Raw genomic sequence first — 26,694 nt, 5'->3', positions numbered from 1 at the left:
TCTAATGATTTCAGTTTTCATTTTCCTTATTTTTTACTAGGGCAAAGATCCCACGCAGAATTTCTTTCGGAGAGGGAGGGTTCCCAGGAATTTTTATATCCACAGGCAGGATTTTGTCAACTCCTCCAAGTACGGCATAAGAGCCTTTGTAAATCCCGCCATTGCAGGCATCGTCTCCGACTGCGATCACGAATTTCGGGGAGGGCATGGCTTCATAAGTTTTTAGAACGGCTTTGGCCATATTCAGGGTGACTGCACCTGTAACCAGCAGGACATCAGCATGCCTTGGAGAAGCCACAAAAGAGATCCCGAATCTTTCAACATCATAATGCGGGGCTCCGAGGTTTGAAATCTCAAGCTCGGTTGAATTGTCACTGCCTGAATCCAGTTCGCGGATTGCAAGGCTGTGCCCGAAAACTTTGTTAATTTTCGCTTTCATTTCGGAGCCGAGAGCGTCAAGTTCAGTGTCTGAAAACTTAAATTCTTCCGTTACTTTTGGGCGGAAAACATACATCAGAGGATTTACCATTCATTTCACCTCAGAGGTCGGTTCCTGCATAGGAAAGATTAAGGCTCTTATTGATCAAGGGGAAATCAGGAACAATATTCCCGAGCACTGCATGTTCTATGGACTGCCAGTTGCAGAAAGAAGCAGTTCTCACCTTGTAGCGGTCAATTAGCCCGTTCCTGATATAAACCCAGTGCAGGTTCTGTCCCCGTGCAGCTTCAACCATTGAAAGGGCGTACCCATCAGGGATATTTGAAATCGCAAACCCTGTATTTTCGGCGGTAATTGCGCCTTTCGGAATTAACGCTATAAGCTTCTGGATCAGGGAAACTGAGTTCAGAACTTCTTCGGCTTTAACCTCAAACCTGGAAAGGACATCGCCTGCGGTTTTAATCGATCTTTCCGGAGGTATGTCTTTGTATATACCATATGGATGGTCAAGCCGGACATCATAAGAAGTCCCAGCCGCCCGGGCAATAGGGCCTGTAAGATTAAGCGGAGCAATCAGTTTCTTTTTCAAAATCCCGGTTGTTGAAAACCTGTCAATAATGGAAGAGGAAGCATGGACAGCTGTAATCGCGGATTCTAATTGCGGTACGAATGTTTTCAAATAAAGGTTGAGTTTTGAAAGAGCCTCGCCTGAAATCTCCTTTTTTACACCTCCTAGATCTATGACGTTTCTCATAAATCGGGAGCCTGTAAGAAACTCGTTTTGCCTGAAAATATTTTCACGGAAGATTAGGAAAGGCGTTGTCATTGTCGGGAACCCTATATCGGTAATCATGCCCGAGAGATCACTCATATGCGAGTAAATACGTTCCAGTTCTAGAAAAATAGCCCTTAAATAGCTCGCTCTGGTCGGAATCTCGATTCCCGCAATTTTTTCGACGGCCGTGCAAAAGGCAACTGCATTGGCAACGGTTTCATCCCCACTTATGACTTCAGCAATCGGGACACAGGCAGAAGGGCTTTTTCCCTCGGCAAGTTTTTCTATTCCCCGGTGTTTGTAAAAGAGCCGGATTTCAAGATTAAAAATATGCTCTCCAATCACGCTGAACCTGAAATGCCCAGGCTCAATAATTCCTGCATGAACAGGCCCGACCGGGATCTGGTACACGCCTTCGCCCTCTACCTGTTTGAAAGGATATGCTTCCTCCGGGTCTTCGACACTCTGGATTTTTTCATTTTTAAAGGATTTTAGGAGAGGGTGAAAGCCTTCTGGATATGCCTCATGTAAAAAGAGTCTTCTTTTGTCAAAAGCATCCGTAAATTCTATTCCAAAGCCATCCCGGACCTCACGTTCGTACCAGCAGGCTGAAGGGAAAACCGTGGCAATAGAAGTAGTTTCCATCCTGACAAACCGCATAAAAGCAAATACATCAGTAAAACCATTAAGCCTGAAAATATAAAAAAGAGTAAAATCAGGGCTTTCCTCAAAATCCTGGACACAGAACAGGCTTATCAGCACAAAACCCTTCTCGGGAAGCGAAAGTACGGTTTTTAAAAACTCTTCTTCTCCAAGAGGAATATAATATTCATTGTTTTTTCCCCTCCTGATTTGTGGCTTTTTGCCTGCAATGTTGACGATTAAATCCGTAGCGTACTGAGTCGCCAGAAGTGTAGAATTCACTGGAATCTGGTAATCCTCTCTTAATTGCAGGCCTGCCGGGATTAGGGAACTTACTGTGTTTTTGTTTGAATTCATCATCTCTTTGCCTCCCATTTACAGGTATCCAAGTTCATACACGATTACGTTCAACAGGTTTTCCAGAGGTTCCGGAAAGAAGACTCCAAGGGCCAGAATCATTAAAAGAATGGATAATATTGGAAATTTCATACCACTTCGGACTGTATAGGGAAGAAGTGGAGTTTCCAGACTTTCGGTTCCGGTTTCTTTTGAGCTCCGGGTAAAGGCTTCGATTAAAAATCTTGCAAATGCAGCTGATGCAATGACCAGAAGAAGAAGAACTGCAAAGACAAGAGATTTAGAAAACCCGAAGGCTTCCAGCAGGATAAAGAATTTGGCCGAAAAAATCGGGAAAGGAGGCATGCCTATGATTGCAAAGCTCCCAATAACGAAGCCCCAGCCTGCAATTGGCTGGAGTGAAAAAACGTCTCTGATATCCTGAATCATATTACTTTCATACTGCCTGTGCAGAATGCCTGCCGAAAAGAAGAGTGAGGCCTTGGTCAACGAGTGAGCAAGGATGTAAAAAAGCGCCCAGAAGAGAGCAAGAGGCGTTCCAATGCCTATTCCAAGGAGGAGAATACCCATATGTTCTACACTTGAAAAAGCGATCAGCATTTTCAGGTTTTTCTGCAAAAGCATATTCAGGACTGCAACTGCTACCGTAAGCAGCCCAAAGCCCAGAAGGAACTGAGAGATCATATCTTCGGCCTGGGTCTGCCTGACAATTGCGTACATCCGCAGAATTCCGTACATGCCTATATTCAAAAGGACTCCGGATAAGATGGCGCTTACTGCTGAAGGGGCTTTAGAGTGGGCGTCCGGAAGCCAGGTATGGAAGGGGAAAATCCCGGATTTCGCTGCAAAGCCAATAAACAGAAACACAAAACTTGCAGTCAGCATTTTAGGGGACAGAAGAGCTGCATTTTCAAGCAGTAGGGTCCAGTTCAGAGTTCCGCTGCCCAGGACTTCCCCGGAAAGCGTGTATAAAAAGATCAGCCCTATAAATGAAAAGAGCATGGCTCCCGAGGCTATGAAAATGTATTTGATGGCAGCGTCGATGTTTTCTCTGGCAGACAGGATTGCCACGAGTGCAGCTGAAAAAATTGTTGTCAGCTCGGCAAAGATCCAGAATAGAGCAAGGTTATCCGAAAAGAAAGCCAGGGTTACTATCGTAAGCAGGAGGCTGAAATCCATATAAAAAATTTTCAAGTTATTCCTGTGCAGTTCCTGGGCCTGCATTAGGCTCTCTACATAACCATTTGCATAGACAGAAGCCAGGAAGAACAGTAAGGCCGCAATCAGAACTTCATAGAGGCTGAGATGATCCACATAGAAATATTCGCTTCCGGTCTCAAACGGGACAGTGGTGGTGAACAGTGCATAAATCCCGATTGCAAGAAATGTAAGGGTGTGAAGGATGAAGAAGGCATTCATTGTCTTGTGGGACTTTGAAAGTGTGATAAGGGCAAGAACTATGGCTCCCACTGCCAGATAACTGAGTATTATCATTAATCTTCCCTCCCTGACCAAATTTTAAGTGTCTGGAGGCGCTGGTGATATTCCTCCCTCGTAGAATCGAGACCAATCGCCAGGATAGTTGTCAACAATACGAGAATCATAAGGTCTATTACGATCAGGATTTCTATGATAAAGGGAAGATCCGCAACAAAGATTCCAAAGAGGAGTACTCCATTTTCCATTGTCAGGTATCCTATGACTTTTGTAATCACCTTTTTCCGGCTGAATATCACAAGCATACCCATGAGAGTTAGGGATAAGCCTATAACAGCCCCGATGAAAAACAACTTCCCTAGGATATACTCACTGAAAAAGCCTGAGAGGAAGACATAGGCAAGCAGGATCAGGCCTATACTAACAAGGAGGGAAGCTGTCGGCTCCAGATAATTAAACTTCAGGTCACGGCTGATTTTGATTTTTTCCCCTATGAGGTTTATAAAAAGGGGAATTAGTAGCACCTTGCTCACAAGCGTAAGGGCTGCAATCGCAAGTAGCGTTTGGTTTCCCTCAATCATGTAAAGGAAAGAGGCGATCAGGACCAGTAGCAGGGATTGGACAGCATATACGGTCAGTAACGAGGCGATATTCCTTGTGGAAAGGGTAAAAGCTGCAGTGATCAGTACAAAGACAAAAAGGATTCTAATTATGCCTTCGAGAAATTCCGGATCTGCAAGGAAGGAAAATATCATGCGAACACCTCCATTAGGATGGTAAGTGCGGAAAAGAAAAACGCCATCATATAGAAGCTGGGTAGCCTGAAAAGCCGCATTTTTGCAATGGAAGATTCAAAAAGGCCTATTATTCCTGCAAGCAAGCTGGCTTTTACAAGGAAATATAGGCATGAGACCACAAAGCCTGCGATAGTAAGCTCGGTTGCAAGCCCCCAGGGAGCCAGGATATTTATCAGGACTGCCATCAAAATTGTCTGTTTAACAGCATGGGCAAGCTCTATTAAAGCTAGGTTTTTTCCGGACTGCTCCAGAATCATCGCTTCGTTCATCATGGTAAGTTCAAGATGTGTTGCCGGGTTGTCCACGGGAATCCTTCCGGTCTCCACTATAATAATAATGAAAAGGGAAATCGAAATAAGAGGCAGGGTTGGGCTTTCCGGGATTGTGGATCCGGCAGTTATTGCAAACATTTCATGAAAATTCATGGTTCTTAAGACATATGCAAGCGCAGCAAAAGCTATAACCATTGTAGGTTCAATCACGGCCGAGAGGCTCATTAAGCGGGAACTGCCCATACCTCCGAAAGTGCTACCTGCATCAAGCCCGCAGAGCGCCATAAAAAAGCGTTCTATTGCGAGCAGGTAAAGGAAAACTATTATGTTTCCGATTCCTGCAGGGGCATCAGGGATAAAGACAATCGGGACAAAGAGTGAGGCTAGGAGAAGGACTGCCAGGTTGAGGTAAGGAGTAATTCTCATAATTCCGGAAGAGTTAGGCGAGTACACAACCTCTTTTTGCAGAAGCTTGCGCAAATCGAAATAACTCTGCAGGAGCCTCGGGCCTTTTCTTCCCTGGGCAGATGCCTTAACCTTTTTAATCAGGCTCATAAAGAATGGTGAGACCAATAAAATAAAGCCCGTATTTAACAGGGCGAATAAGAGGAATGAAGCATTCATGCAAAATACCTCGTAAATGTCATCAGTGTTAGTACTGCAATGAAAACGTAGAGTACATAGGTATCCAGCTTCCCACTCTGCATTCTGGAAACCTGGGAAGAGACATGGCTGACCGCAGAGGCTACAGGAAGATAAAGGCGCTTTTCAAAGACTTTTATTAAATACATTCTGGCAGTCCCGTTTTTAAAAATGCTTTCTCTGGTATCTGAATATGTTCTCGTACTGGAGATCTCAGTCCTGTAAATCTTTTTGAAAATAACCACAAGAGGCTCCGAAAAACCTGCAGAGCTATACTCCATTGTCGGGTGCTGGGCCAGGATTCCACAGCCCCAGGTTTCTTTGCTTATCCTCGCTTTCGTAGGGCCGGAATTGCGAACCACAAGCCATACAATCCCGCAGGCGCCTGCAAGAATCAGCCCAAGAGGCAGCATGTCCGGGATCCCAAGGTCAAAGCCGAGCAGATTCAGAATTTGGGATGAAAACAGCCCTGAAAGGATACAGAAAGCTGCAGGCACAGCTTCCCCTAACAACATGGGTTTTGGGACTTCGGCGGCTTCCTGTGCACATTTCGTCCTCGGAAGGGCAAGGAAGGTAATTCCAAAAAGCTTTACAAAAAGAGTTGCTGCAAGCGCACTTGTAAGGGCAAAGACTGAAAGTGTAATAATTAGAAGAACCTTTAGAAGAGGGTCCGGAACTGCTGAAGAGTAGAAATAAGCCTGAAAAAGCATCATCTCACTTACAAAACCGCTTGTTGGAGGAAGGCCGACAATTGAGACCGAACCTATCAGAAAAAGAGCGGCAGTATGGGGCATACTTTTTACAAGGCCTCCTAAGGCCTCGATATTCCGTGTGCCGGTGGCATGGACCACTGAACCTGCGCAAAGGAAAAGCAAACTTTTGAAAAGAGCGTGGTTAAATGCATGGAAACAGGCTCCTGCAAGGCTTAACAGGGCAAGGTACTGAAGTCCTTCCAGTTTAAATATCAAATACAGGCCAATTCCTGTAAATATGATGCCGATATTTTCGATACTGCTGTAAGCAAGCAGCCTTTTTATATCGCTTTCTTTAAGGGCGTAGATTACCCCTAATACGGCTGAGAGACTTCCTACTATAAGGATTAGGGTACCCCACCAGAGTTCTGGGGCGGAGACCGAGAGTAAAAATCGCAGGAAACCGTAGATTGCAACTTTCAGCATGACGCCTGACATTAGAGCTGAAATGCTCGAAGGGGCTGCAGGATGAGCATAGGGCAGCCATTTGTGGAATGGAACAAGTCCTGCTTTAATTCCAAAACCTGTAAAAAGGCAGAGGAAAGGCAAAGTCAAATCGTTTGTCGAGTAATCCAGCGGTCCGAATTCGGCAGAGTCCGTCAGCCTGAACAGACTTATAAAGCCCATGAAAAGAAAAGCTGTACTCAGGCTTGTCATTATGAAGTAGAAGAGCCCTGCTTTTTTGTTCTCTTCCGAGGAATAGTCGTGGAGTACAAGCATTAAGGAAGAAAGAGACATTATTTCCCAGAAAACAAGGAAACCTACCATGTTTCCTGCAAGCACGACCATGAGCATGGCAAGAATAAACAGGTTTGTAAGTGATACCTGAAGACTTTTTCTGGCTTCACTTTTAGCGTGTTCCACATATTCAATAGAATATATCGAAACACCTGACACAACGGCTGCAATCAGCAGAATAAAGCCTGCCGAAAGTCTGTCTGCAACTAAGGTGAAATCCAGTCCTGGCAGAAATCTGAAAACTGGAAAAGTAGGCCCTTTTCCTGTATAAAGGACCGTGCCTGCAAAAACCAGAAGCAAGATTGAAGAAAGAAGTGATAGGCCAAAGGAGGCCTTTCTTGCATTCTTACTGCGACACAGAAGAGGCAGGACAGTTCCGGAAATGAAGGCTATAAAAGAGACGTAAATGAAGGCTTCAAGCAAATTGCTTCACTCCTTAAACCGGGTTGTGGCGGTTAAAACGAAATCTGAAAATTGTATTTCAGTCCGAACCGAGCGTTGAAACTCTTCATCCCATATACCGCTTAAAGCGAGATTTTTGAAACTTTCCTTCCTATAAGAGATAATGGAAATAATTCCATAAGTCGTGTTAGCATTCCCCCGTAAACCTCTATTTCAAGGGTTTTTCCCGGTAATTTTTGGCCCAATATTTCCTATCATTATACAGATTTACTTTATAAACTTTTTTGTAAATATTTGACTTCTCATTCATGACATTCACTTTCTAAAAAATGAGGCTAGTCGAGCTTCCCAATATTTAATAAAAAAGCTTTTTTCCTATTCTAAAAGGAATACATTTACATTTTTATTTTATCTCTCTATTTTTATACTACTTATGTTTGTACAACTCTACCTGATAATGTCTATTACACATTTAAAATAATTAAAAGCCTACACCACTGAGAAAAAGAGATGGATTTGACTTTTCGGCCCGATTCTCGATAAGGCAAACACTGAAACCTATGGAAACCCTAAGCTACAGTTGTTAATATAGGTGTGAGAAACAGGCCAGGAATCCTGATCCGCGGACACGACCTTCGGGATCTGGAACAACTTCTTGAGCAGACAAAGGGCACAGGAATTGACATTTATACGCATGGAGAAATGCTGCCAGCAAATGCCTATCCTGCCTTCAAGAAGTATGATAACTTCGCAGGTAATTACGGGGATGCCTGGTGGAAACAGAACGAAGAATTCGAAAAGTTCAACGGCCCAATCCTCATGACTACAAACTGCATAATTCCTCCAAGAGGATCATATAAAAATCGGATCTATACTACAGGGGCCGTTGGATTTGAAGGGCTCACCCATATCTACGAAAAAGAAGACGGCACAAAGGATTTCACTCCTCTCATCGAGCAGGCAAAAACAAGCAAGCCTCCCGAGCCGATCGAAAGCGGAACTATAACCGCAGGACTCCCTGAAAAAGATGGGAAGATGCATTTAATGTTTCTCCCTTCCCATCTTTTTATTACTCTAACACACCATCCTTCAACCTTATTATCCGGTCAACGTACTCCACATGCCAGTCCTCATGCGTGACCATTACAATCGTCTGCTCCACCTCTTTATTGAACTTCCTGAATAGCTCAAGAACCTGCTTTGAAGCCGTACTGTCCAGGTTCGCACAGGGCTCGTCTGCGAAAAGAACTCTTGGTTTGTGGGCAAGCGCCCTGGCAATCGAAACTCGTTGCTGCTGGCCTCCACTCATTTTGGAGGGTAACTGCTTCAATCTGTCTTCAAGCCCAACGGCAATCAGCATCGCAGAGGCTGCCTTTTGGCATTCCTCTTTGTTCTTACCCTGCATCATTAGGGACAGATATACATTTTCAATTGCGGAAAGTTCGGGCAGCAGGGCATAGTCCTGGAAGACATAGCCAAGGTTGCGTAGACGAAATTCTCCTTTTTCTTTTTCGGACATTCTGGAAGTGTCAACAGAATCGATAATAATGGTTCCTGAGGTAGGGATGTCAAGGAGACCTAGCTGATTTAAGAACGTAGATTTACCACTACCACTTGACCCCATTATGGCTACGAATTCTCCGCGTTTGATCTTGAGGCTCACATCGCGGAGGGCGCGAACTTCAACTTCTCCCATCCAAAATGTCCTTGTGACATTCTGCGCTTCGATAATCACATTACTTTCTGTATTATTCTCCATTTGATTCACTATCCCTGATTTTTATTTGCCCCATATTAATTCAAGAAGACCTTTTTTAGACAATTTATAGGCAGGAATGAAAGAACCTATCACAGCTGCCAGGAAGAGGAGAACCGCTCGACTTAAGGCTTCGAAATTTTCTAGTATCAGGCTGATAGGGCCTACGGCGATCTGGATGGGATGAGTGATAGTATAAGGGCTTATGATGTAATGCATGATGAGATAACCCAGCATAATTCCAATGAAGGCATAGAGCATAGCCTGGATAACAAAGGAGTTAACGATAACTTTTTGATCAATTCCTATGGCTTTCTGGACTCCAATCTGACGTTTTTTGTTTACAATGTTTACGTAGATCACAACAAAGATGATCACGAATGCGATCAGGAGGCCAATTGCACTGAAAACATTTCGGAGCATTGTAAGGGTATTTTCTATCGTCTTCAGCATACCTGCAAACTCATGCCAAGTCCGAACCTCTTCCTTTATCCCCAGGGAAAGCAGCTTCATCCGAGCATCTTCTTCATTGATATCTGAAGTAGTTTTTACGGCAATTTCATTCGCCCGGTTCTTTACGCCGATGATTTCTTCCATATCTGCCTTGTTAACATAAGCCGAAGAGTCGGTATTGGAATAGAGAGTGCTATAGATGCCCTTTACTCGAAATTCGCGATTTATGCCTTCAATTTTGACGTCTACAGTATCTCCTACCTCTACCCCACCAAGGGATTTGGATTCCATAAGAGCTCCATACCCTCCAGAAACTTCCCGCCCAAGTATTATCTCTCCCCGGTCAAGGCGGCTTATAAATTCCCCGTCGATCATGGCTGATTCCAGATGGGTAACCAGAGATTCGTCCCCGGCATCAATACCGTAAATAGCAGTTCCCACTTCTTTTCCCTGATAACTGATGACTCCTGAATTTCTCAAACGAGCTGAAGACCCAATAACTTCTGGAAGTCCTTCTATTTTTTTCTGGAGGGATGAGGTATTTTCGATATATTTTTCTTCTTCCGAGGGCTCTATGACCAGGTTTCCTGTTTGGTAATCCACCATCAGTTTATTGAACTGAATCGTAACTCCGCCAAGAATACTTGAAAAGAGTACAATCTGCAAAAAGATAAGGGTCATGACTAGAATCGTAAACGTCGTGATCCCTTTGTTGCCTCTTATAATGGAGCGGCTTGCAAGGAAAAAGGAGACTTTCTCTTTTTCAAGAATAATCAGACACCTCTTTCAGTTTGTTTATCTGATTTTTTTCCCTTCACTTTTCCCTTTATCTTTCCAAAACGAATGGCAAGAGAACCCATACGTCCCCACGGACAGACTTTTCCATGAGAGCAGTTTTTCCAATTGGGACAGACCTTCCTTTTCCTTATTACTAAAAATATTATAATAACCGGTATAACAAGGATGAAGAAAGGAACTTTCACGGAAGGAATTTTTGAGTTATTCCCGAGCACGTTGAGGTTAAGGTCTTCGTTAAGCTGGTGCTCTCCAAAATCATCCTCATATTCTATTAGGAGGGTCACTTCCTGCTCGCCCGCTTTTTCAGGGACAAAAGTGAAGACTGCAGGGGCATCATCATTCTTTCCCAGGCGCCCAAGGAAGGCGCTTGTGCTTCCGTCGCCTTCAAGCCCTTCAAGCCTGGCTTTAACGATGCGGGCTTCCCCTTCTCCTACATTTTCAAGCCGCAAGATCATGGATACCTGCTGCCCCTTTACAGGCATCCCTTGATCAAACTTTAGACTTGAAATGTCGATCTTTGCCCGGTTAAGGACGTTAATTCCAATCTCCTGGATTTTGTCTATCTGGAAGGTTTCAGCGTCATTTGAGGCCGTTATCCTTAAGGGTATCTTGTAAGGCTGAACAGGTGCATTGCTGCCTAGAAGGAGTTTGAATGATATATTTTTGGAGCTATCTGTACTCAGGTTTTCAATGAAGTGAACATTATCTTCCAATGGGATTAAAGGTGAGGACTCATTAAGGCCAAGCATTACCCTGACATTTTTTGCGTCCCCGTTTCCTGCGTTCTTAACTGCTGTCCTGAGGTAAAATTCCTGTCCTGGAACTATGGCTCCTGATGACGAATTATCCTCGTTTACAGGAAGAATTTCAGTGCCTGTAAGTACAAGGTCCGGGTTTCCATCCACCCGAATCGGAATTATTTTAGAAAAACTTGTTCCGTTATCGTCTTTTATAGTAAATTCAAGCTGGTAGTCTCCAGATTCAGCATTTGCATCCACTCTGAAATAGAAATTTAGTTCTACCTTTGAACGCTGCCGGATCTGATCAATTTGAAAGAAGCGTTCTGTGTTCGTTCCGGAACCATAAATCTCTGAGGTACTATACTTAAAAATAAAAGGGGAAATTTCCTCAATTCCGACTATCACGTTTTTTGCGGGATCATCTCCAATATTCTCCACATTAATTTTTATAAGTAAATCTTCGCCCGGTCTGGCAGGGTTAGGGGAGATTTCAGAGACTTCCACTCCAAGATGAGTGTTTCCTGAAACTACAATTGCAGAAGTTAGGTTTGTCAAAAGGATGACTATCATCAATAAAGAGATCAGGAAACGGGAGGCTAATGAGAAATCTGTATTTTGTTTTATGACCCGTTGTTTTTTATTTGGATTAATTGATTTCATATTACTATCGAACCTGAGTTTGGTATATAGCCATTATACTCAGTTTGCAACTCACATTGGGGGTATTACTCATCACAAATATCGGAATTGAAGGACAGGATAGTGATTCCAAAAAGAAATGTCTAGTGTCAGGTAATTATGGCATTTATGGTTGTGACTAAATATCAAAGATAAGGGCCATATTTGGATTCTTCTTGGAAGTTGTTATTAATTATAAAAAATATGTGGATGTTTATAGGGGAAGACTTCTGTAAGGAAGACAGAAAAGCAGTTTTCAGAAAGAAGGATTCTAAATCACCATTCAATAATATAGAACTTACACTGTTGGAATCAAAAATCAATAACATTAAATCTTTAATTTCTGCCCCAGAAATTCTTATACATGTAAACGCTTAAAATGATTCCTTTTTAATTAAATAAAAGGGGTTTTGGATAACCTTAATGCAAATTTCTGATATCTTTGAGGCATTGCTGCTATCCTGAAGCTCTACAAATTCTCAACATCATCATCTGCCTATCCTCATACCCTAAAATCTACTTTAAAACCTGCTACGAACGTATATCTATTTTTTATCTTAGTTCCTAGGTGCAGGAATAATCCCTAGCTGTTGCATCAGCCCAAAAAGGTTAGCCTCGCCCCATATCTCAGTAATCTTACCGCCCTTAATGCGGAAGATCTCTATACCAGTCATGGTTATTGGCTTGCCTGTAGCTGACAAATCCATAAAATCACCTTTATGTACGCCGCGAGCTGTGAAACGAACAGCCACGTTATTACCCTCGGCAATCATATCCTCAATTGTAACATTAAGGTGCTCAAAGGCTGCCCTGCATGTGGTAATTATTTCTTTCATTCCTTCGATTCCAGGAGATGCAGGAAGAGGACCATGTATAGAGAAATCAGGTGATAACAATATGTCAGCGATGCTTAGATTTCCTTTAGAAGGGCCTTCTTCAAAGAATTGGCGAACTATTGCTTTGTTTTCTTCTGTAGACATGTTTACCCCATTTGTGTCTTATCTGTCCTGTTTTTAGTTTCTTTGTTTGCGATCTGTATCTTCTCAGAGTAAATAACCCATATTTTTGAGCTTTTTTATAATTGTTCTCCCACTTGCTATACACTTTACAGCAGCCGTGTAGATGCAGTTTGCCTTGGTGCTTTTACGACCAGCACCCGGAAGATATCATCTCCGGGGTTCAGGAGGCGGTGGGGGATATTTGCAGGACTATCTATTAACATGTCCTTGCTGACTTCCTGTTGTTCGTCACCAATCTCAACAACACCTTTTCCCTCAAGAATATAGAAAAAGACGTCTGTGGGAGTGATGTGTTTTCTTAAGGACTCCCCTGGCTTGAGTTCTATATGTGCTGCCTGAGCATGTTCCGTATCATAGAGCACCCGGACGCTTACATTGTTAGGGTTCGGCTTTTCAGGTGCGGATTTCATTTCAACAACTTTCATTTCATTTACTCCTTTTGACAACAATTTTTGTGTTTTTCAGCATTATGCCGGTCATGTAAGTGACTTTGAAAATTATTTTTTTGGCTATCCTTTATATCCCAGATTCCATTCTGAAACTTGGTATATAGCCATTATACTCGGTTTGTAACTCGCATCTAGTGTATTAGTATTAAATTTTGGAATCTGGGGATATGGTCGTTCTTCAAAAAGAGGTATTCAGGTTTTCGGGCAATTCATGGCATTCATTGCTGTAGATTGTAGGTAAATGAACAGGGAAGTACGTAAAGAAGATAGATGAGGCCGTTTCCAGAATATGAGATTCTGAGGCACTATCAACGATAGTTAAGAGTTCAAGAGTGTGTCCAACTTTTTACCGGCATATAGAGAAAGAGGATAACGACTTTTTTCCAATAGCTAATGCTCGTCTAACTCAGAGGGTTGAGGGGGTTAACTGAAGCCCTTTGAAATTATAGGGTTTTGAGAAATGGAGACATTTAAGCATGAGGAGTTCAACAGGTTATTGTATAGTCTGAAAGAGACATATGTGAAATCCAAATTAATTATTCATTCCGTAGCCTTTTCTTCCAGCTCAAATATCTTCCCTACTTTCCACATTATATCGAACTCTTTCCGAAGGCTTTTGGCAAGATCAGCATCCCAGATTTTCACAACTGAAATGAGCCGGTCTTTATCTAGGGGATGAGGTTGAAGTAATATCACCAGATTATTGTCAATGATCCCAAAATGCGAATTGGTACTTCTGACGGCTCTGATTTCCAAGTTTTTTTTCAATACTTCTAAAGTTTTTTCATCTTTTCTGGAAAGAAAAGAAACAAAGTTATTAAACTGTGGGGAAACCAACATTTTGACTTTGACCCCTCGTTCAAGGGATCTTACAAATTCATCAAATATTACAGTCAATACTGGCATTCCTAGAGAGTGAGGAACTACACATGACGACTCTCTTGCTTCGCTGAAGAGAGAAATTACAACTTTTTTAATATCGGTTTCAGTGACCGCAGTTGCCCAGAATATCTCATCTTTTGTTTTAAGAGATGAGGTAGTCATTAGTATCTTTTTTAATTCATCAGTCTTAAGCTTCAAAGCCTCCAGTTCTTTTTCGACTTCAGATTCCTTTTTTTTAATAACTCTATCTAAAGCAATGTCTGGCTTGACTCCCCTGAACTTTTTGGGTCTTGAACGCTGGACTTCAACAAAACCCTTTTCTACCAAGGAATCAAGGGCGCTGTAGACTTTCCCATAGGGTACCTCTGCATCCTTATAGATAGTACTTGCTTCGGAAACGCCTAATTTCAGAAGAGAAAGATAGATAGCCGATTCATAAGCACTTAGGCCAATTTCCTTCAGAAGCTTAGTCTTTTGCATATTGAAATTTAAATCTTGATTCCTTAAAGTAGTTTCTAAGGGAAAGCATAAATTATATAGTGTGAAAACCCACAAACATTATCAAAAATACCCTCATGTTATGCAAAAATAGATTTTCATCTTATGCAAAATCCTGGGGCAGTAACTATGAAATCCAATTTTCTATCTTGATGATATTGCAAAGCACGTAGAATGTACTTTTTATAACAGCAAAAGCTACACAGGTACAGTAAGGTATACAGTATTTCTTCTATGATAAAGCTCTTCTTTGTAAGATGTTTCAGGAGTCTTCCGAAATAAGTAAGAGTCAAAAATTATTTATTCAATTGGTTATATAAAACTATTAATTCCAGACTGTATAATTTGGAATTTTAGTTTGGATTCTCACATAAAAACTATAGTAAGTTTGTCAAGAGGGGGTAATGCTATAAGAGCATATACTATGCTATTTACAGCATTTTTGGTTATCTTGGGAATTGCAGTTACGACGCCTGTAAGCGCACATTGTGATACTATGGACGGCCCGGTTGTCAAGGCGGCCCAGGAAGCGTTGGAAACGGGAAATGTAAACTTGGTCTTAATCTGGGTTCCAGAGAAGGACGAAGCCCAGATTAAAGAAGCCTTTAACAACACCATCGCTGTCAGGAAACTGAGTCCGGAAGCTAAGAAGCTTGCAGACATGTATTTCTTCGAAACTCTGGTACGTGTGCATAGAGCAGGAGAAGGAGCGCCTTATACCGGCTTGAAACCTGCAGGGCTTGATATGGGGCCTGCAATTCCTGCCGCCGATGAAGCTCTTGAAACCGGTTCGCCTGATAAGCTTGTAAAGCTCTTAACCGATGCAACGGAGAATGGAACTCGCGAAGAATTCAGTAAAGTAATGGAAAAGAAGAATTTCAGCGCAGATAACGTCAGTGCCGGCAGAGAATATGTTGAGACCTATGTCCCGTTCATTCACTATGTGGAAAGAGTCTACGAAGCTGCTACAGCTCCTGCAGAAGGCCACTATATAGAAGCAGATAACGAGAGTGGAGAAATACAGATCCATGCTGAAGAGACAAAGATGGCCTCTGCTAAATGAATAAAGTAGTTCTACGAGGCTCTTGCATAAATATTATGCTGAGTAAGGATAAATAAAAATTTCCAGGAGGAAAGGGTTTGCCACCACATTGTGATACAATGGATGGGCCTGTTGTTAAGGCAGCAAAAATGGCTTTGGAAACAGGGAATATCAATCTTATACTTCCCTGGGCACCGAAAGAAGCCGAGGACGATATTAAGAATGCTTTTGAGAAAACTCTGAATGTAAGAAAACTTGGCAAGGAAGCTGCGGAGCTTGCAGATTATTGGTTCTTTGAAACTGTTGTGCGTCTGCATAGAGCAGGAGAAAGGGCGCCTTATACGGGACTGAAGCCCGCAGGGCTTGATTGGGGTCCAGTAGTTCCAAAAGCGGAAAAAGCTATTGAAGAAGGAGATGCAAAAGAAGTAATTGACTTATTGTTGCATACAGTTGAAGAAGAACTGCAAAAAAGATTCAGAAACGCAATAGCTAAGAAGAATTACGATGACAATGATGTGGATGCGGCAAGAGAATACATACAAGCGATGCTTGGTTTTGTCCTATATTCGCACCACCTGTATGCATATGTAAAAGACGTAGGAGAACATGACGCAGAAGGAGCTCAAGGGCACAAGGATTGATTATTTGTCTGTATTCAGAACTACAGTTTCCAGCTCTTTCACTTCTTCAAAACCCTGTAAACCAGACGTACATATTTCTTTTCCACAATTTCATTTTTTAAAAGTCCAAGCTGAATCCCGCTTTTCTCAAGATTCCTGAAAAGGTTTGTCCCATTTTTCCCTACAATCTCAGGGGTAAGAATCAGGCTGATTTCCTCGACGAGATCCTGTTCGAGTAAAATGCTATTCAGTATCCCACCGCTATCCGAAACTACAAGTTCAAAACCGTACTTTTCGTTTGCAATCTCCAGTGCCTGTCTGATGTTTACACGATCTGCTCCGGTCTGAATGAAATCATAATTTCTTTCTTTAAGGTAATTTATATAAGCTTCAGGAGTCTTTTCCGAAACAAGAACAATTACATCTTTGCTGAACTCGGAACGCCTGAAAACATGCATTAACCCTTCAAGGATTCCTCTTGAGTCAGCAATTAGCCAGTATGCCCTGGGATCGTCGGGTTGGATTTCAGGTTTTTTGAAGTCCGATTCCTCTTCAGGTGGAATTTTTTCGCAGAAGAACTGAGTTCCAGTTTTTGCAGTGTTTGAGCCTACTATCATGGCATCGGGCTGATAACTGCTCAGGATTTTATAGTGAACTTCAATATTTGCTTCGAAGCCAGTAGTAGAGCCGTCGAGACTTATACTGTTGTGAATAATTACTTTCGGTATCATACTATCCCCTGGATTTTCCTTACTTATCCTGTTGAACTCCCACTAACTCTTTTAATGCTGAAAAATTACTTTTAAACGCCTAATCAGTTTTTAATTAATTTGAAGTTTCTATAATATATCGAAGAAGTTATCTGTATTGGAATGTATTTAATTTTAATGCATACTATAGAATTTGAAAACGTATCAAAGTCTTTCTCAGAAAAGAGTGTTCTCGAGGATATATCGTTTTCAGTCAGGCAGGGCGAGATATTTGGGCTTCTCGGGCCAAACGGAGCAGGAAAGACAACACTTATAAGGCTTCTTCTTGACATTATAAGACCGGACTCCGGGGAAATACACATCTTTGGGGATTTCCTGAGCCCTGCTGCAAAAAACAGGATAGGATACCTTCCTGAAGAACGGGGACTGTATAAGAAAACAAGACTTCTTGATATGCTGGTCTATCTTGCACAGCTTAAAGGCGTACCAGAAAAACAGGCTCATTTAAACGCCGAATTCCTTCTCAAATCCCTTGAATTAGATCAATATAGAAATAAAAAAGTTGAAGAGCTTTCCAAAGGAATGCAGCAGAAGGTCCAGTTCCTTTCCGCAATTATCCATGAACCTGAGCTTTTAATCCTTGATGAACCCTTTTCCGGGCTTGACCCTGTGAATACGAAGACGGTTATGGCCAGAATCCTGGGACTCAGGGAAGCAGGAAAAACAATAATCCTTTCTACACATATGATGGAGCAGGCCCAGTCACTTTGTGACAGGATTCTTATGCTTAATAAAGGCAGGAGAGTACTTTACGGCCCTGTAGATGATATCAGGAAGGAACGTGGAAATAACTCCCTGATTGTAGAATTTGCAGAAAAAGGGGATTTGAAAGCAATTAGGGAAATTTCTGGCATAAAGAAAGTAATAGAACATGGAAAATCGGTTGAAATTTTCCCTGAAGAAGGAATAAGCGCCCAGATCCTTCTTGAAGAGCTTGTCCAGAAAGCAAACCTTATACGTTTTGAAAAAACACTTCCCTCCCTGAATGAAATCTTTATTCAAACTCTGGAGAGTGCCTCAAATGAATAATTTTCCCGGGAAAACCTTTATTGTTGCAAGGCATGAGTTTTTAAAAACAATAAAGCATAAAGAATTTATTTTTATGACCTTCCTCTTCCCCCTCCTATTTGCAGGAATCACTATTCTTCCGGCAGTGCTTTCAGGTATGAACCAGGCAGAAGACCAGAAAGTAGGTTATATTGATATGACTGGCTCTCTTGGATTTCCAGAATCAATCCAGAGCAAAGGCTTTTCTCTAGAGCCCTCAGAGGCAAAAACCTCAGTTGTAGAATTTGTAATATACAAGGATATTTCCGATGCAAGGCAGGCCTTACAGGCAGGACAGATTTCTTCCTACCTCGTTATTCATGAAGACTTTCTTAAAACCGGAACAATAGAACTGTATAGCCTTGAAAAAGAAGCGTCTATGCAAAATTTTGAACTGTCCGCCGAACTCTCTAATATCGTTATTACTTCCCTCCTTAAAGACAAAGTGGATGAGCTAACGCTCAACAGGATCCGAGATCCGGTTAACATAAGGTTTTATAATGTAGGAGAGAGTGGAGAGTCTTCCGAGCAGGGTATTGCTGATATCTTTGCCAGCTTTGGCCTTCCTTTTCTTACAGCTTTTCTCCTCTTCTTCAGCATTTTTTCATCATCTGGCTTTCTGCTTCGCGGTGTTGCCGAGGAAAAAGAGAACAGGATAATAGAGATCCTGCTGTCTTCCGTAACTCCTTCCGAAATCCTTACAGGCAAGATCTTTGGTCTTGGCGCAGTCGGCCTTCTGCAGGTTGTAATCTGGCTTGCGGCAATAACACTCGGGAGCGGGTATGCCCTTACTGTAAAAATCGAACCTATCACTCTCTTCCTTGCTATCATTTATTTCATATTTGGTTTCCTCTTTTTTGCCAGCGTGATGGCAGGAATCGGGGCTGTTACCAGTTCCCTTCAGGAGAGCCAGCAAATTGCAGGATTTTTCACGTTTGTAGCCGCATTTCCCCTCATATTCATGCAGATGATTGTTACAAACCCGGACAGCTTATTTTCAGTCTTTCTTTCTCTCTTTCCCATCAGTTCGCCTGTAGCCATGCTTGCCAGGATGGGAACTACATCTGTGCCTCTTTACCAGATTCTTGCCAGCATCTTCATTCTGTTGATTTCAGTTTATGTTGTGATCTTGCTTTCCAGTCGGCTTTTCAGGACTTATCTGCTCATGTATGGAAAAAGACCGAAAGTAAAAGAAATCTGGAAGAATATCTGGACAGGATCAAGATAAAGGAAACAAAACGATGCTTTTAATTGTCGTATAAAACTCTTAAACTCTTTATTCGATTAAAAGGGTTTTTGAGTACCTGATCTTTAAGGGAGGCAAATAGTAAAGTTGCCTCCTAAGGCTAACTTGTTAAAATGCCAGAATAATAAGACCCTTTTTTAGGTAAACAAAGGTGCTCAATTGATTAATATAAAAACTTGTTAAATATATTACACTTCTATCGTTAGTATTTTATAATATTATTTACATACTAATTATTGGTTCATAAGGGAGTAACTGTGAAATGGAGGAAAATGCCGGGCAGCTTCAAAACTGACCCAGTCATGAACTTCATTGACATAGAACAAACCTTGTGAACCACCTAACTCACCTTTTCTAGATGACCTTTTAATTCTACTCTTTAATCTTTAACTTCTTTTCCCAGGCTTTTTTCAGTTCTATCCTCAGCTTTTCATTTCATTTTCTGTTGTGAATCCAGCAGTCTCTCGATTTCTACAGCAGCTATTTCGTTGCTTTGCCCTAAGTAATCCAGAATGTCCATTGGGATGTTGTGGTTTGCTCGTCCTGACAGCAATTTTTTCGGCATCAAACTACCTTCTTCATGGGATCTTTATGAGGGTTTGGAGGGTTTTGAAGCTTATAGTAGTTCCTTATGAGAGTTCCGCTTGAATGCAGACCGGAGCGATATAGTTTACCACCTGGAGAGCAGTACTCTCTAGGAAGTTTCGAATATTCAAGGGAATTCTATCCAAGGTATGGGAGGTGTAGTTCAGGCTGCCTACAATTTCCCCTCTGTATTTCAGAGGGATTATAGCAACAGCCTTTATTCTTTCTCTCTTTATTGCGTCAGCCATTTCATCGGAGTAGAACTCCAGTGAATATATGGGCTTTCCAATCTGGATTTGCTTTGCCTCCAGAGAATCTGCCTTATATCTGGAAATATTTTCTCTAAACTCGGGGGAAATTCCCCTAGATGCTACCAGGTTTATCTGATCCAGGAGTTCATCCTTAAGATATATAGCTCCTGCATCGAGTCCGTTTATTTGCAGGCAGGCATCAAGAACCAAGTTGAGCATTGTCTGGAAATTCCAGGTAGTGCTCAGTTTCGTCCCGAGTTCTCGCTGGATTTCAAGCATTTTCTGGGCTTCTTTTCTTTCTGTAATATCAACTACAAGGCCCTGGAAATGGGTTGCTTTTCCATCTTCATTTCTCTGGATAAAGGTTTTCTCATCTACCCAGAGCATTTTTCCGTCCCCGGTAAAAATCCTGTATTCTACGTCGAAGGAATCCTGTTTCTCTTCGATGTTGCGTTTGAGGGTTTTAATAACTGAACCTATATCATCTCTGTGAATAGTGCTTTCGTAAGGAATTTTCCCTGAGGTAAAGTCTTCTACCTTATACCCGAACTGAGTTACATTTTCGGAAACGTACACTGTTGGCAGGTTTTCTTTGTTCTCCCATAGAAAAGCTACTGCCTGGCTATTGTTTATTATGGTTCTCAACATCTTCTGAGTTTCTAAAGACTTTCTGAGGGCTTCTTCGCTCTTCTTCTTCTCAGTTACATCCAGCACAAGCCCTTGCAGGTGAGTCACTTCTCCGTCAGGACTCCGCTGGATAAATGTCCTCTCATTTACCCAATGGAGGTCTCCGGCTTTTGTAAAGATTCTATACTCTATATTGAAGTCGACTTCACCTCTCCGGATACGCTCTTTAAGTGAATCCTTAACCCTCTTCAGGTCATCGGGATGGATAACGTCTCCATAGAGGACCCTGCCTGAAATAAAATCCTCAACTGTATATCCAAACTGGACTACGTTTTCAGAAACAAACTCTGAAGGCCATTTTTCTTCGTTTTTCCAGAGAAATACTACTGCATGACTGTTATTTACAACTGTCCTGATTATTTCCTGCATCTCAAGGATTGAAAGTAAATCCACGATTCCTATTGCCGCAATAACCTTCCCGTCCTCTGAGAAGATTGGAGAAACAGCCACGTTCCTACCCAGATACGTACCTTCTTTGGGCACTCCGCGTATGGTTTTTCCGGTCCTGAGCACCTCTTCAAGTATAGGGCCTGTATAGTCTCTGTCAAGGATTTTACCATTCTCAAGGCGAAGTCCCTTTCGATTGAGGCTGCGGATAGTGGTTGGAAGCCCGATAAGGGAGTGCACCGCGACCGCTATTGACTCAAGTTCCTTAGGTCCTGCATTTTCAGATATCAAAGAAGTAATCTTCTCACCCCCAGAGAGATTCTGAAAATTCTTAAAAGTAAAAGGTAGGAGAGTTTCAGCAGGAAGAAACTAAGAGCTGAACCCTTTATACATTGTTTTTTCCTTATTTTTCCTTATTTTAATACATTTTTAGTGGTTATATAATGATTCTTAATTTATATAATTAAGATTTCCTCAAATTTCGAGATTCCAATTATCTTTTAGATGGTTCTTTTCTAATCTCCATCCCTGTTAAAATTCCGGGGTCGGCATTTTGTCTGTATTACGGAAGGAAAGGATCACTGCCCACTTAAAGACGAGTCTTCGGTTCTTGAGCAAAAGATGCATGCCGCTGATGGTGTTATTTTTGCTACTCCTGTCTATGTCATGAATGTCTCTGCACTTATGAAAACGTTCATTGACCATTTCTCTTATATTTATCATCGCCCCCGCTTTTTCGATAAAAAGGCCCTCCTTCTCTCTACTATCCTGTTTACAATGCTATCGGCTGGATCTCCGAACAGATAGTGGAAAGAAAAGCACAAAAGGAAATGGCTGAATTAGGAAAATAAATCCTTTCTTAAATCAGCCGCCAATTTTTACTTTATATATAAAAATTAGATTATAATCCTGAGCGGTTTTTTCCTCGGTTACTGCTGGAATGATTGGGACTACTATTATTAGCGATTGAAAGATTAGTTCTGCAGTAATTGAGATATTAACGATTTGGATCCTTGGTAGGGCTTATGAACCTGAAGGGCAACGTAGAAAATGAGAAATATGTCATATAATGAGAAATATGTCATATATCATGATCTAATCACCTGAAGTCTCAAGCTACTTGCTTTTCAGTCCAATTTTGTAAGTCTTACGGAATTGAGGAAAAGGACATGCTTAATGAAAAAGAGTCTACGCTCTTAGAAAATATATATTTATAATGAGTTCATCCCAAAACTTGAAATTTGCTTCTTGGACCTTGTATTTCGAATAATCAATCAAGCTCAAGATCATGAAGACAACTTTGAATATTCCCAACGATTAAGAATAAGGTGGCTTTTGAGACAGGCTCAATATATTTCCCGATTCACTTATTTTTATATTATGTAAGTCGATATTAACTTTGATCTTATTTCAATTCTTAGTAAGTGAGTAATATTCTTGTAATGTTATACAATAAATGAGAATAAATTGTGATAAATATCATTACTGAAGACATATCTATGGTAATCTGATACAATTATTTCAGATTTTTAATATTTATTGGTTTCGTATTTATATTTCTATTGATATTATATTTTCTCAATGATAATCTCGTAGTGATACAATTTGAAATCGCTTTCATAGGCACATAATACATCAAGCATAAAATAAAAAAAGTACATGAAACATAAAATAAAGAAAGAATGATCAACATACTCTTCAAAAAATAAACCTGGACGATTAATTAATAAATTAAGTAGTATTTGCTCAAGACATCTGCCTGTGAAAAATGATTATAAAGCGATAGCTTTGAATTGTATCAATTTTAACAAATGTTAGGGGTATAGACAAATATGGGGGAACAAGCATCTATCATAAAAAAGACGCTGGTCATCTTGCTGGTTGTCTTTTTTGTAGCATCTCTGACAGCTGCATCAGCAAGCGCCGCTGATGGACACGATGGAACAGGATCTGGTGGACAAGATAGAGCTATATCTAGTGGGCAAGATGGAACTGGATCTGATGGACACGATGGACATGATGGACACGGCTGTGACTGGCGGGGCGGTTGTGATAGGAACAATGGGTATAGCTGATGATTGCTGAGATGTAGGTGTCTTTATCTTACTTTCCTATCCACTTCCTCACTTTATTCCTTCAATAAAACAGATTTCTTTATCTTATTCTCTCACTTCTCTATTTATTTCGTAAAATCGATCTCTAAGCCTGGTTGGGATGGGCTCTGTCACTATTTGTACTCTACTTCTTCTCCCTTCAAGTCCTCTTTTTTAAGGGACGTGGCAACGTTTGAATTTTCTACAGTGCAGGGACAAAGGCTTATTGCATCCGGCGCTGGAGATAATATTGTGAAAACTTCATTTCGAATGCGATCTCAATCATTTCTCTAAAAGTAATAAAATTTATAGATCTCTATAAATAATGACTTCAGGACGCGACCAGAGTTTTGAAAGAGCTTAAAATGAATTAAAAATCAATTTGTGAAACCGTGAAATGCTTAGAGACCAGTCCAGGCAAGGAAGATACAATGAAGATTGATAAATCCTATCTGAACAAGCATAAACAACAGAGTTTAAAAATAATATTTGGTTAAAATTATTAAAAATATTTTTATAGTCCTGGGCGCCCTATTAACTACCTGGCTCTAGTGACTTGGCTGGCTTGACAGGCTCCTAGCTTGCTGTTTCTACAAGTCTTTGAACTCCTCATTATTCTCCACGATAAAACTTGGAAATATATTTATCTCCATACAACATTGGAGAATGTGTGAATCCGGGAAACAATTCTATAGTTTTTCACGGTGACCTGCAGCAATTATTGAAAAAAGTAGAAACGGGCGAGATGATCCCCAAGCTGCAGGCTTCGCATGCTCCCATGTGTAAATTTTTTACTTCATACTACGTCATCAGCGGTATTCGGCATGTTGTACCTCTTGTCCATGGTCCTACCGGATGTCCGCTGTACATGTCGGATTTTGTCAGGACACGGGAGTGCTGTGAGATCCGTGGAGTTCCGCTCGAACCAACAGCCTGCACTGCTCTTAATGAGAGCAACATCATTTATGGTGGCGAGGGGAAACTCCTGGAAGCAGTAAAGGAAGCATACGCCAAGTATCACCCAGATCTCATTGTCATCCTCTCTTGTTGCTGCTCCGGGATTATCGGCGATGACGTTGAAAGCATTGCCCGCGAGGCAGAGAAGCTAGTGGGCTGCCGGGTATTGGCCCTCCGCAGCGAAGGATTTGGCGGTGATTTCCGAAGTGGCTATGAGGATGCTTTCAAGCTCATCATGGATTTGATGGAGCCTCCTAAAACAAAAATGAAAGGAACAATTAACATCCTTGGAGCCCGTTGGGGCCCTACCCCCACAGAGTTCAACTGGGACATGGATGAAATAGAAAGACTCCTTGGTGAAGTCGGAATAAAGATTAACGCCATCATCGCTGGAGGATGCACAGTCGAACAAATCAGGCATGCTAGAGAGGTTGAACTGAACGCCTCATGGTGTTTTGATTGGGGACAAAAATTGGGCGACCTGATGCAGGAAAGGTTCGGCATCCCTTATAGCAAAACAGGGCAACCCTATGGGCCTGAAGCCACAAAGGAATGGCTGCTTGGAGTTGCAACACCTCTTGGAATGGAAGCTGAAGCCATTAAGGTAATTGAAAGAGAGTTAAAGGAAGTGAAACCGGAAATTGAATACCTGAGAAAGGCTCTTTCAGGGAAAACAGCCATTATCGAAATCTCAGAGTTTCCAGGGCCGATACGAGCACTTTCACTTGCACGGATGGCAGCAGAGTTTGGCGCCCATCCTGTCGTAATCAACGTCCACCCATACACTATCAAGGAACGTATGCCAAGCATCAAGTTTCTCCTGGAAAGTGGGGTTAATCCGGAGATTATTCTGACAAAAGGGCTCTTCCGTCTGGGGAGTTTTAGGTCGTCAAAAGAGACCGAGGACGAACTCGAGGAGATCGTGAAGGGGTATGACAATCCAATCTTTTTCGGGAATTCCGGTCGGTTTCCTCCCTGTCCGGTAGTAAATTTAACACTCATGAATCCGGCATTTCAGCCCCAGTACGGCTTCAGAGGGATAAAGAACATTGCAGCTCTCGTCAGGCAAGCCCTTGAGAACAAAGACCTTCCACGTTCACGCTTATTTAGGGGGATGCTCTATGGAACAAGAACCAATTAAGGAACCAACTGCGCCGTTAGCCTCATCTTCGGAGAATTGTACTGACCCCTACCTACGCTGTGCTTTCAACGGCGCTGCCCTTACAGCATTGGGAATATCTAATTCTGCCTTGTTAGCCCATTCTCCGCAAGGATGTGAGTACCTTGTCAACAATGCCTTCGCCTCACAGGAGTGTGACTACATGGAGACGATGACCCTATGTACGAAGCTCTGTGTAGATGAGATCGTCCATGGCGGAGAGGATATACTTGCCCGCACAATCCGGGAGGTAAAAGATCTTCCGATCTCGGCCCTGTTTGTACTCAGTGCATGTGGACCTGAGATAGTGGGAGATGATATCGTGGGAGTGTGCGAAACCTTGCAGCCTGAAGTGAATTTCCGACTCATTCCTATTGAATGTGCCGGATTTAGGGGGTCGCAGTATGACGGCATCGACATCGCACTTGATACAATCCTCAAAAAGCTGGTAAAAGAGGACGTTGAGAAAGTCCCGAATTCAGTCTGCCTTATTGCTCCTCATGCAAATGCCAATCCCACATGGCCAGCAGACCTTGCGTGGGTGAAGCAGGTTCTCTCCCGGATGGGTGTTAAGGTTATAGCCACGCTCACACACCGAACCCCTATTGCTGAAATCAAGAATATTGCATCTGCTGAGGCATCCCTCCTGTTGAGTCATGATGCCGGACAAAAAGCAGCGGATTACCTTTCTGCAACATATGGCATCGAGCAGGTCTGCAAAGGAATACCCCTGCCTATAGGAATGACAAACACGAAACGCTGGCTGATCGCTTTGGGAGAGAGATTTAATTCACTGATAACGGCAGAGGAAATGGTTGCTGAAGGCGAACGCATGGTGATGGCAACTTGCAGGCGCAAATGGCCGATGGCAAGATTCCTATACCGAACCCCAGCAGCAATTGTTGCCGATGCTACAGTAGGGATACCGCTTGTTCGTTTTGTCACCGAGGAGATGGAGATGACTCCGGAATTAGTTGCTCTATACACTTCGCAACGGCCAGTGCGGGAATTGCTGGAGCGAGAACTCCAGACTCTCGGGCTTAATCCTAAGGTTGTGTACGGAACAGACGTGTATAAAACACGAAAGAGTCTCCAGGAGGTCAGGCCTCAGGTCGTGTTCGGCAGTACAATCGAAAGGCACGCCAGCGAGGGACTTTCCGTTGCCTATGTTGTGGAAGTAGTCAGGATGATTCGCCAGTTCAGGATGATCAACCGGGAATACTTTGGGTATAACGGCATCCTTAACCTATTAGAGTGCGTCCAGAACGAGTGGACGATGGGATGGCGTTCGAAAGAAAAGAGATATGGAGCAAAGTGGTGAAAG

Annotated in this window: 23 protein-coding genes and 1 pseudogene; 9 read left to right on the top strand and 15 right to left on the bottom strand. The window is 42.1% G+C overall.

Features of this window, described 5'->3' with window-relative positions:
* Nucleotides 1-10: 10 nt before the first annotated feature.
* Genes BP861_RS13870 through BP861_RS13845 form a run of 6 tightly spaced genes read right to left on the bottom strand, consistent with a single transcriptional unit; the run spans nucleotide 11 to nucleotide 7,274 of the window.
* Complete coding sequence (locus BP861_RS13870) at nucleotides 11-529, bottom strand: NADH-quinone oxidoreductase subunit B family protein (RefSeq protein ID WP_292376513.1); 519 nt, start codon at nucleotides 527-529, stop codon at nucleotides 11-13.
* A gap of 10 nt (nucleotides 530-539) precedes the next feature.
* A complete protein-coding gene (locus BP861_RS13865; protein ID WP_292376511.1) occupies nucleotides 540-2,216 on the bottom strand; it encodes an NADH-quinone oxidoreductase subunit C in 1,677 nt (558 codons plus the stop codon).
* A gap of 15 nt (nucleotides 2,217-2,231) precedes the next feature.
* Nucleotides 2,232-3,707, bottom strand: a complete 1,476-nt coding sequence (locus tag BP861_RS13860) for a proton-conducting transporter membrane subunit (RefSeq protein ID WP_292376509.1) — start codon at nucleotides 3,705-3,707, stop codon at nucleotides 2,232-2,234.
* Nucleotides 3,707-4,405 carry a hydrogenase subunit gene (locus tag BP861_RS13855; protein ID WP_292376507.1) on the bottom strand — a complete coding sequence of 233 codons (699 nt, stop codon included), beginning with the start codon at nucleotides 4,403-4,405 and terminating at the stop codon, nucleotides 3,707-3,709. The genes BP861_RS13860 and BP861_RS13855 overlap by 1 nt, the downstream gene beginning before the upstream one ends.
* The gene (locus BP861_RS13850; RefSeq protein ID WP_292376505.1) at nucleotides 4,402-5,343 is read right to left on the bottom strand and encodes a respiratory chain complex I subunit 1 family protein; all 942 of its coding nucleotides are present in this window, start codon (nucleotides 5,341-5,343) and stop codon (nucleotides 4,402-4,404) included. Before BP861_RS13850 ends, BP861_RS13855 begins: the two co-directional genes overlap by 4 nt.
* Nucleotides 5,340-7,274 (bottom strand): proton-conducting transporter membrane subunit, encoded by a 1,935-nt coding sequence (locus BP861_RS13845; RefSeq protein ID WP_292376503.1) that lies wholly within the window; start codon nucleotides 7,272-7,274, stop codon nucleotides 5,340-5,342. The genes BP861_RS13850 and BP861_RS13845 overlap by 4 nt, the downstream gene beginning before the upstream one ends.
* A gap of 511 nt (nucleotides 7,275-7,785) precedes the next feature.
* Here BP861_RS13845 and BP861_RS13840 point away from each other — a divergent pair.
* Nucleotides 7,786-8,267: pseudogene (locus BP861_RS13840) on the top strand (hydroxylamine reductase); the annotation flags it as partial.
* Between the two features lie 55 nt (nucleotides 8,268-8,322).
* Here BP861_RS13840 and BP861_RS13835 read toward each other — a convergent pair.
* The 6 genes from BP861_RS13835 to BP861_RS13810 all read right to left on the bottom strand — a co-directional run bounded on the left by BP861_RS13835 (nucleotide 8,323) and on the right by BP861_RS13810 (nucleotide 14,508).
* Complete coding sequence (locus BP861_RS13835; RefSeq protein ID WP_292376501.1) at nucleotides 8,323-9,012, bottom strand: ABC transporter ATP-binding protein; 690 nt, start codon at nucleotides 9,010-9,012, stop codon at nucleotides 8,323-8,325.
* Nucleotides 9,013-9,033: 21 nt separating this feature from the next.
* Nucleotides 9,034-10,143: an ABC transporter permease gene (locus tag BP861_RS13830; RefSeq protein WP_292376499.1), complete on the bottom strand. Its 1,110-nt coding sequence runs from the start codon at nucleotides 10,141-10,143 to the stop codon at nucleotides 9,034-9,036.
* A gap of 92 nt (nucleotides 10,144-10,235) precedes the next feature.
* Nucleotides 10,236-11,660 carry a COG1361 S-layer family protein gene (locus BP861_RS13825; RefSeq protein WP_292376498.1) on the bottom strand — a complete coding sequence of 475 codons (1,425 nt, stop codon included), beginning with the start codon at nucleotides 11,658-11,660 and terminating at the stop codon, nucleotides 10,236-10,238.
* Between the two features lie 575 nt (nucleotides 11,661-12,235).
* Nucleotides 12,236-12,658, bottom strand: coding sequence for an ester cyclase (locus tag BP861_RS13820; protein WP_292376496.1), 423 nt, complete (start codon nucleotides 12,656-12,658; stop codon nucleotides 12,236-12,238).
* Nucleotides 12,659-12,783: 125 nt separating this feature from the next.
* Nucleotides 12,784-13,122, bottom strand: a complete 339-nt coding sequence (locus BP861_RS13815) for a cupin domain-containing protein (protein WP_292376494.1) — start codon at nucleotides 13,120-13,122, stop codon at nucleotides 12,784-12,786.
* A 564-nt stretch (nucleotides 13,123-13,686) separates the two neighbouring features.
* Nucleotides 13,687-14,508, bottom strand: a complete 822-nt coding sequence (locus BP861_RS13810; RefSeq protein ID WP_292376492.1) for a TrmB family transcriptional regulator — start codon at nucleotides 14,506-14,508, stop codon at nucleotides 13,687-13,689.
* Between the two features lie 406 nt (nucleotides 14,509-14,914).
* On the opposite strand from BP861_RS13810, the gene BP861_RS13805 reads away from it, so the two are divergent.
* Entirely contained in the window at nucleotides 14,915-15,589 is a 675-nt protein-coding gene (locus BP861_RS13805; RefSeq protein WP_292376490.1) for a DUF6448 family protein, read from the top strand.
* A 77-nt stretch (nucleotides 15,590-15,666) separates the two neighbouring features.
* Entirely contained in the window at nucleotides 15,667-16,209 is a 543-nt protein-coding gene (locus tag BP861_RS13800; protein WP_292376488.1) for a DUF6448 family protein, read from the top strand.
* 38 nt (nucleotides 16,210-16,247) lie between these two features.
* On the opposite strand, the gene BP861_RS13795 is transcribed toward BP861_RS13800, so the two are convergent.
* On the bottom strand, nucleotides 16,248-16,919 hold the full coding sequence (locus BP861_RS13795; RefSeq protein ID WP_292376486.1) for a RibD family protein: 672 nt from the start codon (nucleotides 16,917-16,919) through the stop codon (nucleotides 16,248-16,250).
* A 156-nt stretch (nucleotides 16,920-17,075) separates the two neighbouring features.
* Here BP861_RS13795 and BP861_RS13790 point away from each other — a divergent pair, with 156 nt between their 5' ends.
* Both BP861_RS13790 and BP861_RS13785 read left to right on the top strand, forming a co-directional pair.
* Nucleotides 17,076-17,987, top strand: coding sequence for an ABC transporter ATP-binding protein (locus BP861_RS13790; RefSeq protein ID WP_292376484.1), 912 nt, complete (start codon nucleotides 17,076-17,078; stop codon nucleotides 17,985-17,987).
* Nucleotides 17,980-19,233, top strand: coding sequence for an ABC transporter permease (locus BP861_RS13785; RefSeq protein WP_292376482.1), 1,254 nt, complete (start codon nucleotides 17,980-17,982; stop codon nucleotides 19,231-19,233). The genes BP861_RS13790 and BP861_RS13785 overlap by 8 nt, the downstream gene beginning before the upstream one ends.
* A 448-nt stretch (nucleotides 19,234-19,681) precedes the next feature.
* Here the strand turns inward: BP861_RS13785 and BP861_RS13780 are convergent, their stop codons facing one another.
* Nucleotides 19,682-19,816, bottom strand: a complete 135-nt coding sequence (locus BP861_RS13780; RefSeq protein ID WP_292376480.1) for a hypothetical protein — start codon at nucleotides 19,814-19,816, stop codon at nucleotides 19,682-19,684.
* 64 nt (nucleotides 19,817-19,880) lie between these two features.
* Nucleotides 19,881-21,452 (bottom strand): PAS domain-containing protein, encoded by a 1,572-nt coding sequence (locus tag BP861_RS13775; protein ID WP_292376478.1) that lies wholly within the window; start codon nucleotides 21,450-21,452, stop codon nucleotides 19,881-19,883.
* 237 nt (nucleotides 21,453-21,689) lie between these two features.
* Between BP861_RS13775 and BP861_RS13770 the strand changes: the two genes are divergently transcribed.
* The 4 genes from BP861_RS13770 (at nucleotide 21,690) to BP861_RS13755 (ending at nucleotide 26,691) form a co-directional block, all read left to right on the top strand.
* On the top strand, nucleotides 21,690-21,968 hold the full coding sequence (locus BP861_RS13770) for an NAD(P)H-dependent oxidoreductase (RefSeq protein ID WP_349681031.1): 279 nt from the start codon (nucleotides 21,690-21,692) through the stop codon (nucleotides 21,966-21,968).
* Between the two features lie 1,025 nt (nucleotides 21,969-22,993).
* A complete protein-coding gene (locus BP861_RS13765; protein WP_292376476.1) occupies nucleotides 22,994-23,236 on the top strand; it encodes a hypothetical protein in 243 nt (80 codons plus the stop codon).
* 688 nt (nucleotides 23,237-23,924) lie between these two features.
* Nucleotides 23,925-25,352, top strand: a complete 1,428-nt coding sequence (locus BP861_RS13760; RefSeq protein ID WP_292376474.1) for a nitrogenase component 1 — start codon at nucleotides 23,925-23,927, stop codon at nucleotides 25,350-25,352.
* Nucleotides 25,333-26,691, top strand: coding sequence for a nitrogenase component 1 (locus tag BP861_RS13755; protein ID WP_292376472.1), 1,359 nt, complete (start codon nucleotides 25,333-25,335; stop codon nucleotides 26,689-26,691). Before BP861_RS13760 ends, BP861_RS13755 begins: the two co-directional genes overlap by 20 nt.
* The last annotated feature ends 3 nt before the right edge of the window (nucleotides 26,692-26,694 follow it).

It is taken from the genome of Methanosarcina sp. UBA411, from assembly GCF_002495725.1.
Lineage (GTDB): Archaea > Halobacteriota > Methanosarcinia > Methanosarcinales > Methanosarcinaceae > Methanosarcina.
Note: the sequence above shows the minus strand (reverse complement) of the source record. Positions and strands in the feature narration are given on the sequence as shown.

What these genes read in the sequence shown, in the direction of transcription:
- BP861_RS13865 (WP_292376511.1), bottom strand. Translation starts at nt 2,216, where the DNA reads ATGATGAATTCAAACAAAAACACAGTAAGTTCCCTAATCCCGGCAGGC.
- BP861_RS13815 (WP_292376494.1), bottom strand. Translation starts at nt 13,122, where the DNA reads ATGAAAGTTGTTGAAATGAAATCCGCACCTGAAAAGCCGAACCCTAAC.
- BP861_RS13870 (WP_292376513.1), bottom strand. Translation starts at nt 529, where the DNA reads ATGGTAAATCCTCTGATGTATGTTTTCCGCCCAAAAGTAACGGAAGAA.
- BP861_RS13820 (WP_292376496.1), bottom strand. Translation starts at nt 12,658, where the DNA reads ATGTCTACAGAAGAAAACAAAGCAATAGTTCGCCAATTCTTTGAAGAA.
- BP861_RS13755 (WP_292376472.1), top strand. Translation starts at nt 25,333, where the DNA reads ATGGAACAAGAACCAATTAAGGAACCAACTGCGCCGTTAGCCTCATCT.
- BP861_RS13810 (WP_292376492.1), bottom strand. Translation starts at nt 14,508, where the DNA reads ATGCAAAAGACTAAGCTTCTGAAGGAAATTGGCCTAAGTGCTTATGAA.
- BP861_RS13790 (WP_292376484.1), top strand. Translation starts at nt 17,076, where the DNA reads ATGCATACTATAGAATTTGAAAACGTATCAAAGTCTTTCTCAGAAAAG.
- BP861_RS13855 (WP_292376507.1), bottom strand. Translation starts at nt 4,405, where the DNA reads ATGATATTTTCCTTCCTTGCAGATCCGGAATTTCTCGAAGGCATAATT.
- BP861_RS13780 (WP_292376480.1), bottom strand. Translation starts at nt 19,816, where the DNA reads ATGCCGAAAAAATTGCTGTCAGGACGAGCAAACCACAACATCCCAATG.
- BP861_RS13785 (WP_292376482.1), top strand. Translation starts at nt 17,980, where the DNA reads ATGAATAATTTTCCCGGGAAAACCTTTATTGTTGCAAGGCATGAGTTT.
- BP861_RS13765 (WP_292376476.1), top strand. Translation starts at nt 22,994, where the DNA reads ATGGGGGAACAAGCATCTATCATAAAAAAGACGCTGGTCATCTTGCTG.
- BP861_RS13860 (WP_292376509.1), bottom strand. Translation starts at nt 3,707, where the DNA reads ATGATAATACTCAGTTATCTGGCAGTGGGAGCCATAGTTCTTGCCCTT.
- BP861_RS13850 (WP_292376505.1), bottom strand. Translation starts at nt 5,343, where the DNA reads ATGAATGCTTCATTCCTCTTATTCGCCCTGTTAAATACGGGCTTTATT.
- BP861_RS13835 (WP_292376501.1), bottom strand. Translation starts at nt 9,012, where the DNA reads ATGGAGAATAATACAGAAAGTAATGTGATTATCGAAGCGCAGAATGTC.
- BP861_RS13795 (WP_292376486.1), bottom strand. Translation starts at nt 16,919, where the DNA reads ATGATACCGAAAGTAATTATTCACAACAGTATAAGTCTCGACGGCTCT.
- BP861_RS13830 (WP_292376499.1), bottom strand. Translation starts at nt 10,143, where the DNA reads ATGACCCTTATCTTTTTGCAGATTGTACTCTTTTCAAGTATTCTTGGC.
- BP861_RS13825 (WP_292376498.1), bottom strand. Translation starts at nt 11,660, where the DNA reads ATGAAATCAATTAATCCAAATAAAAAACAACGGGTCATAAAACAAAAT.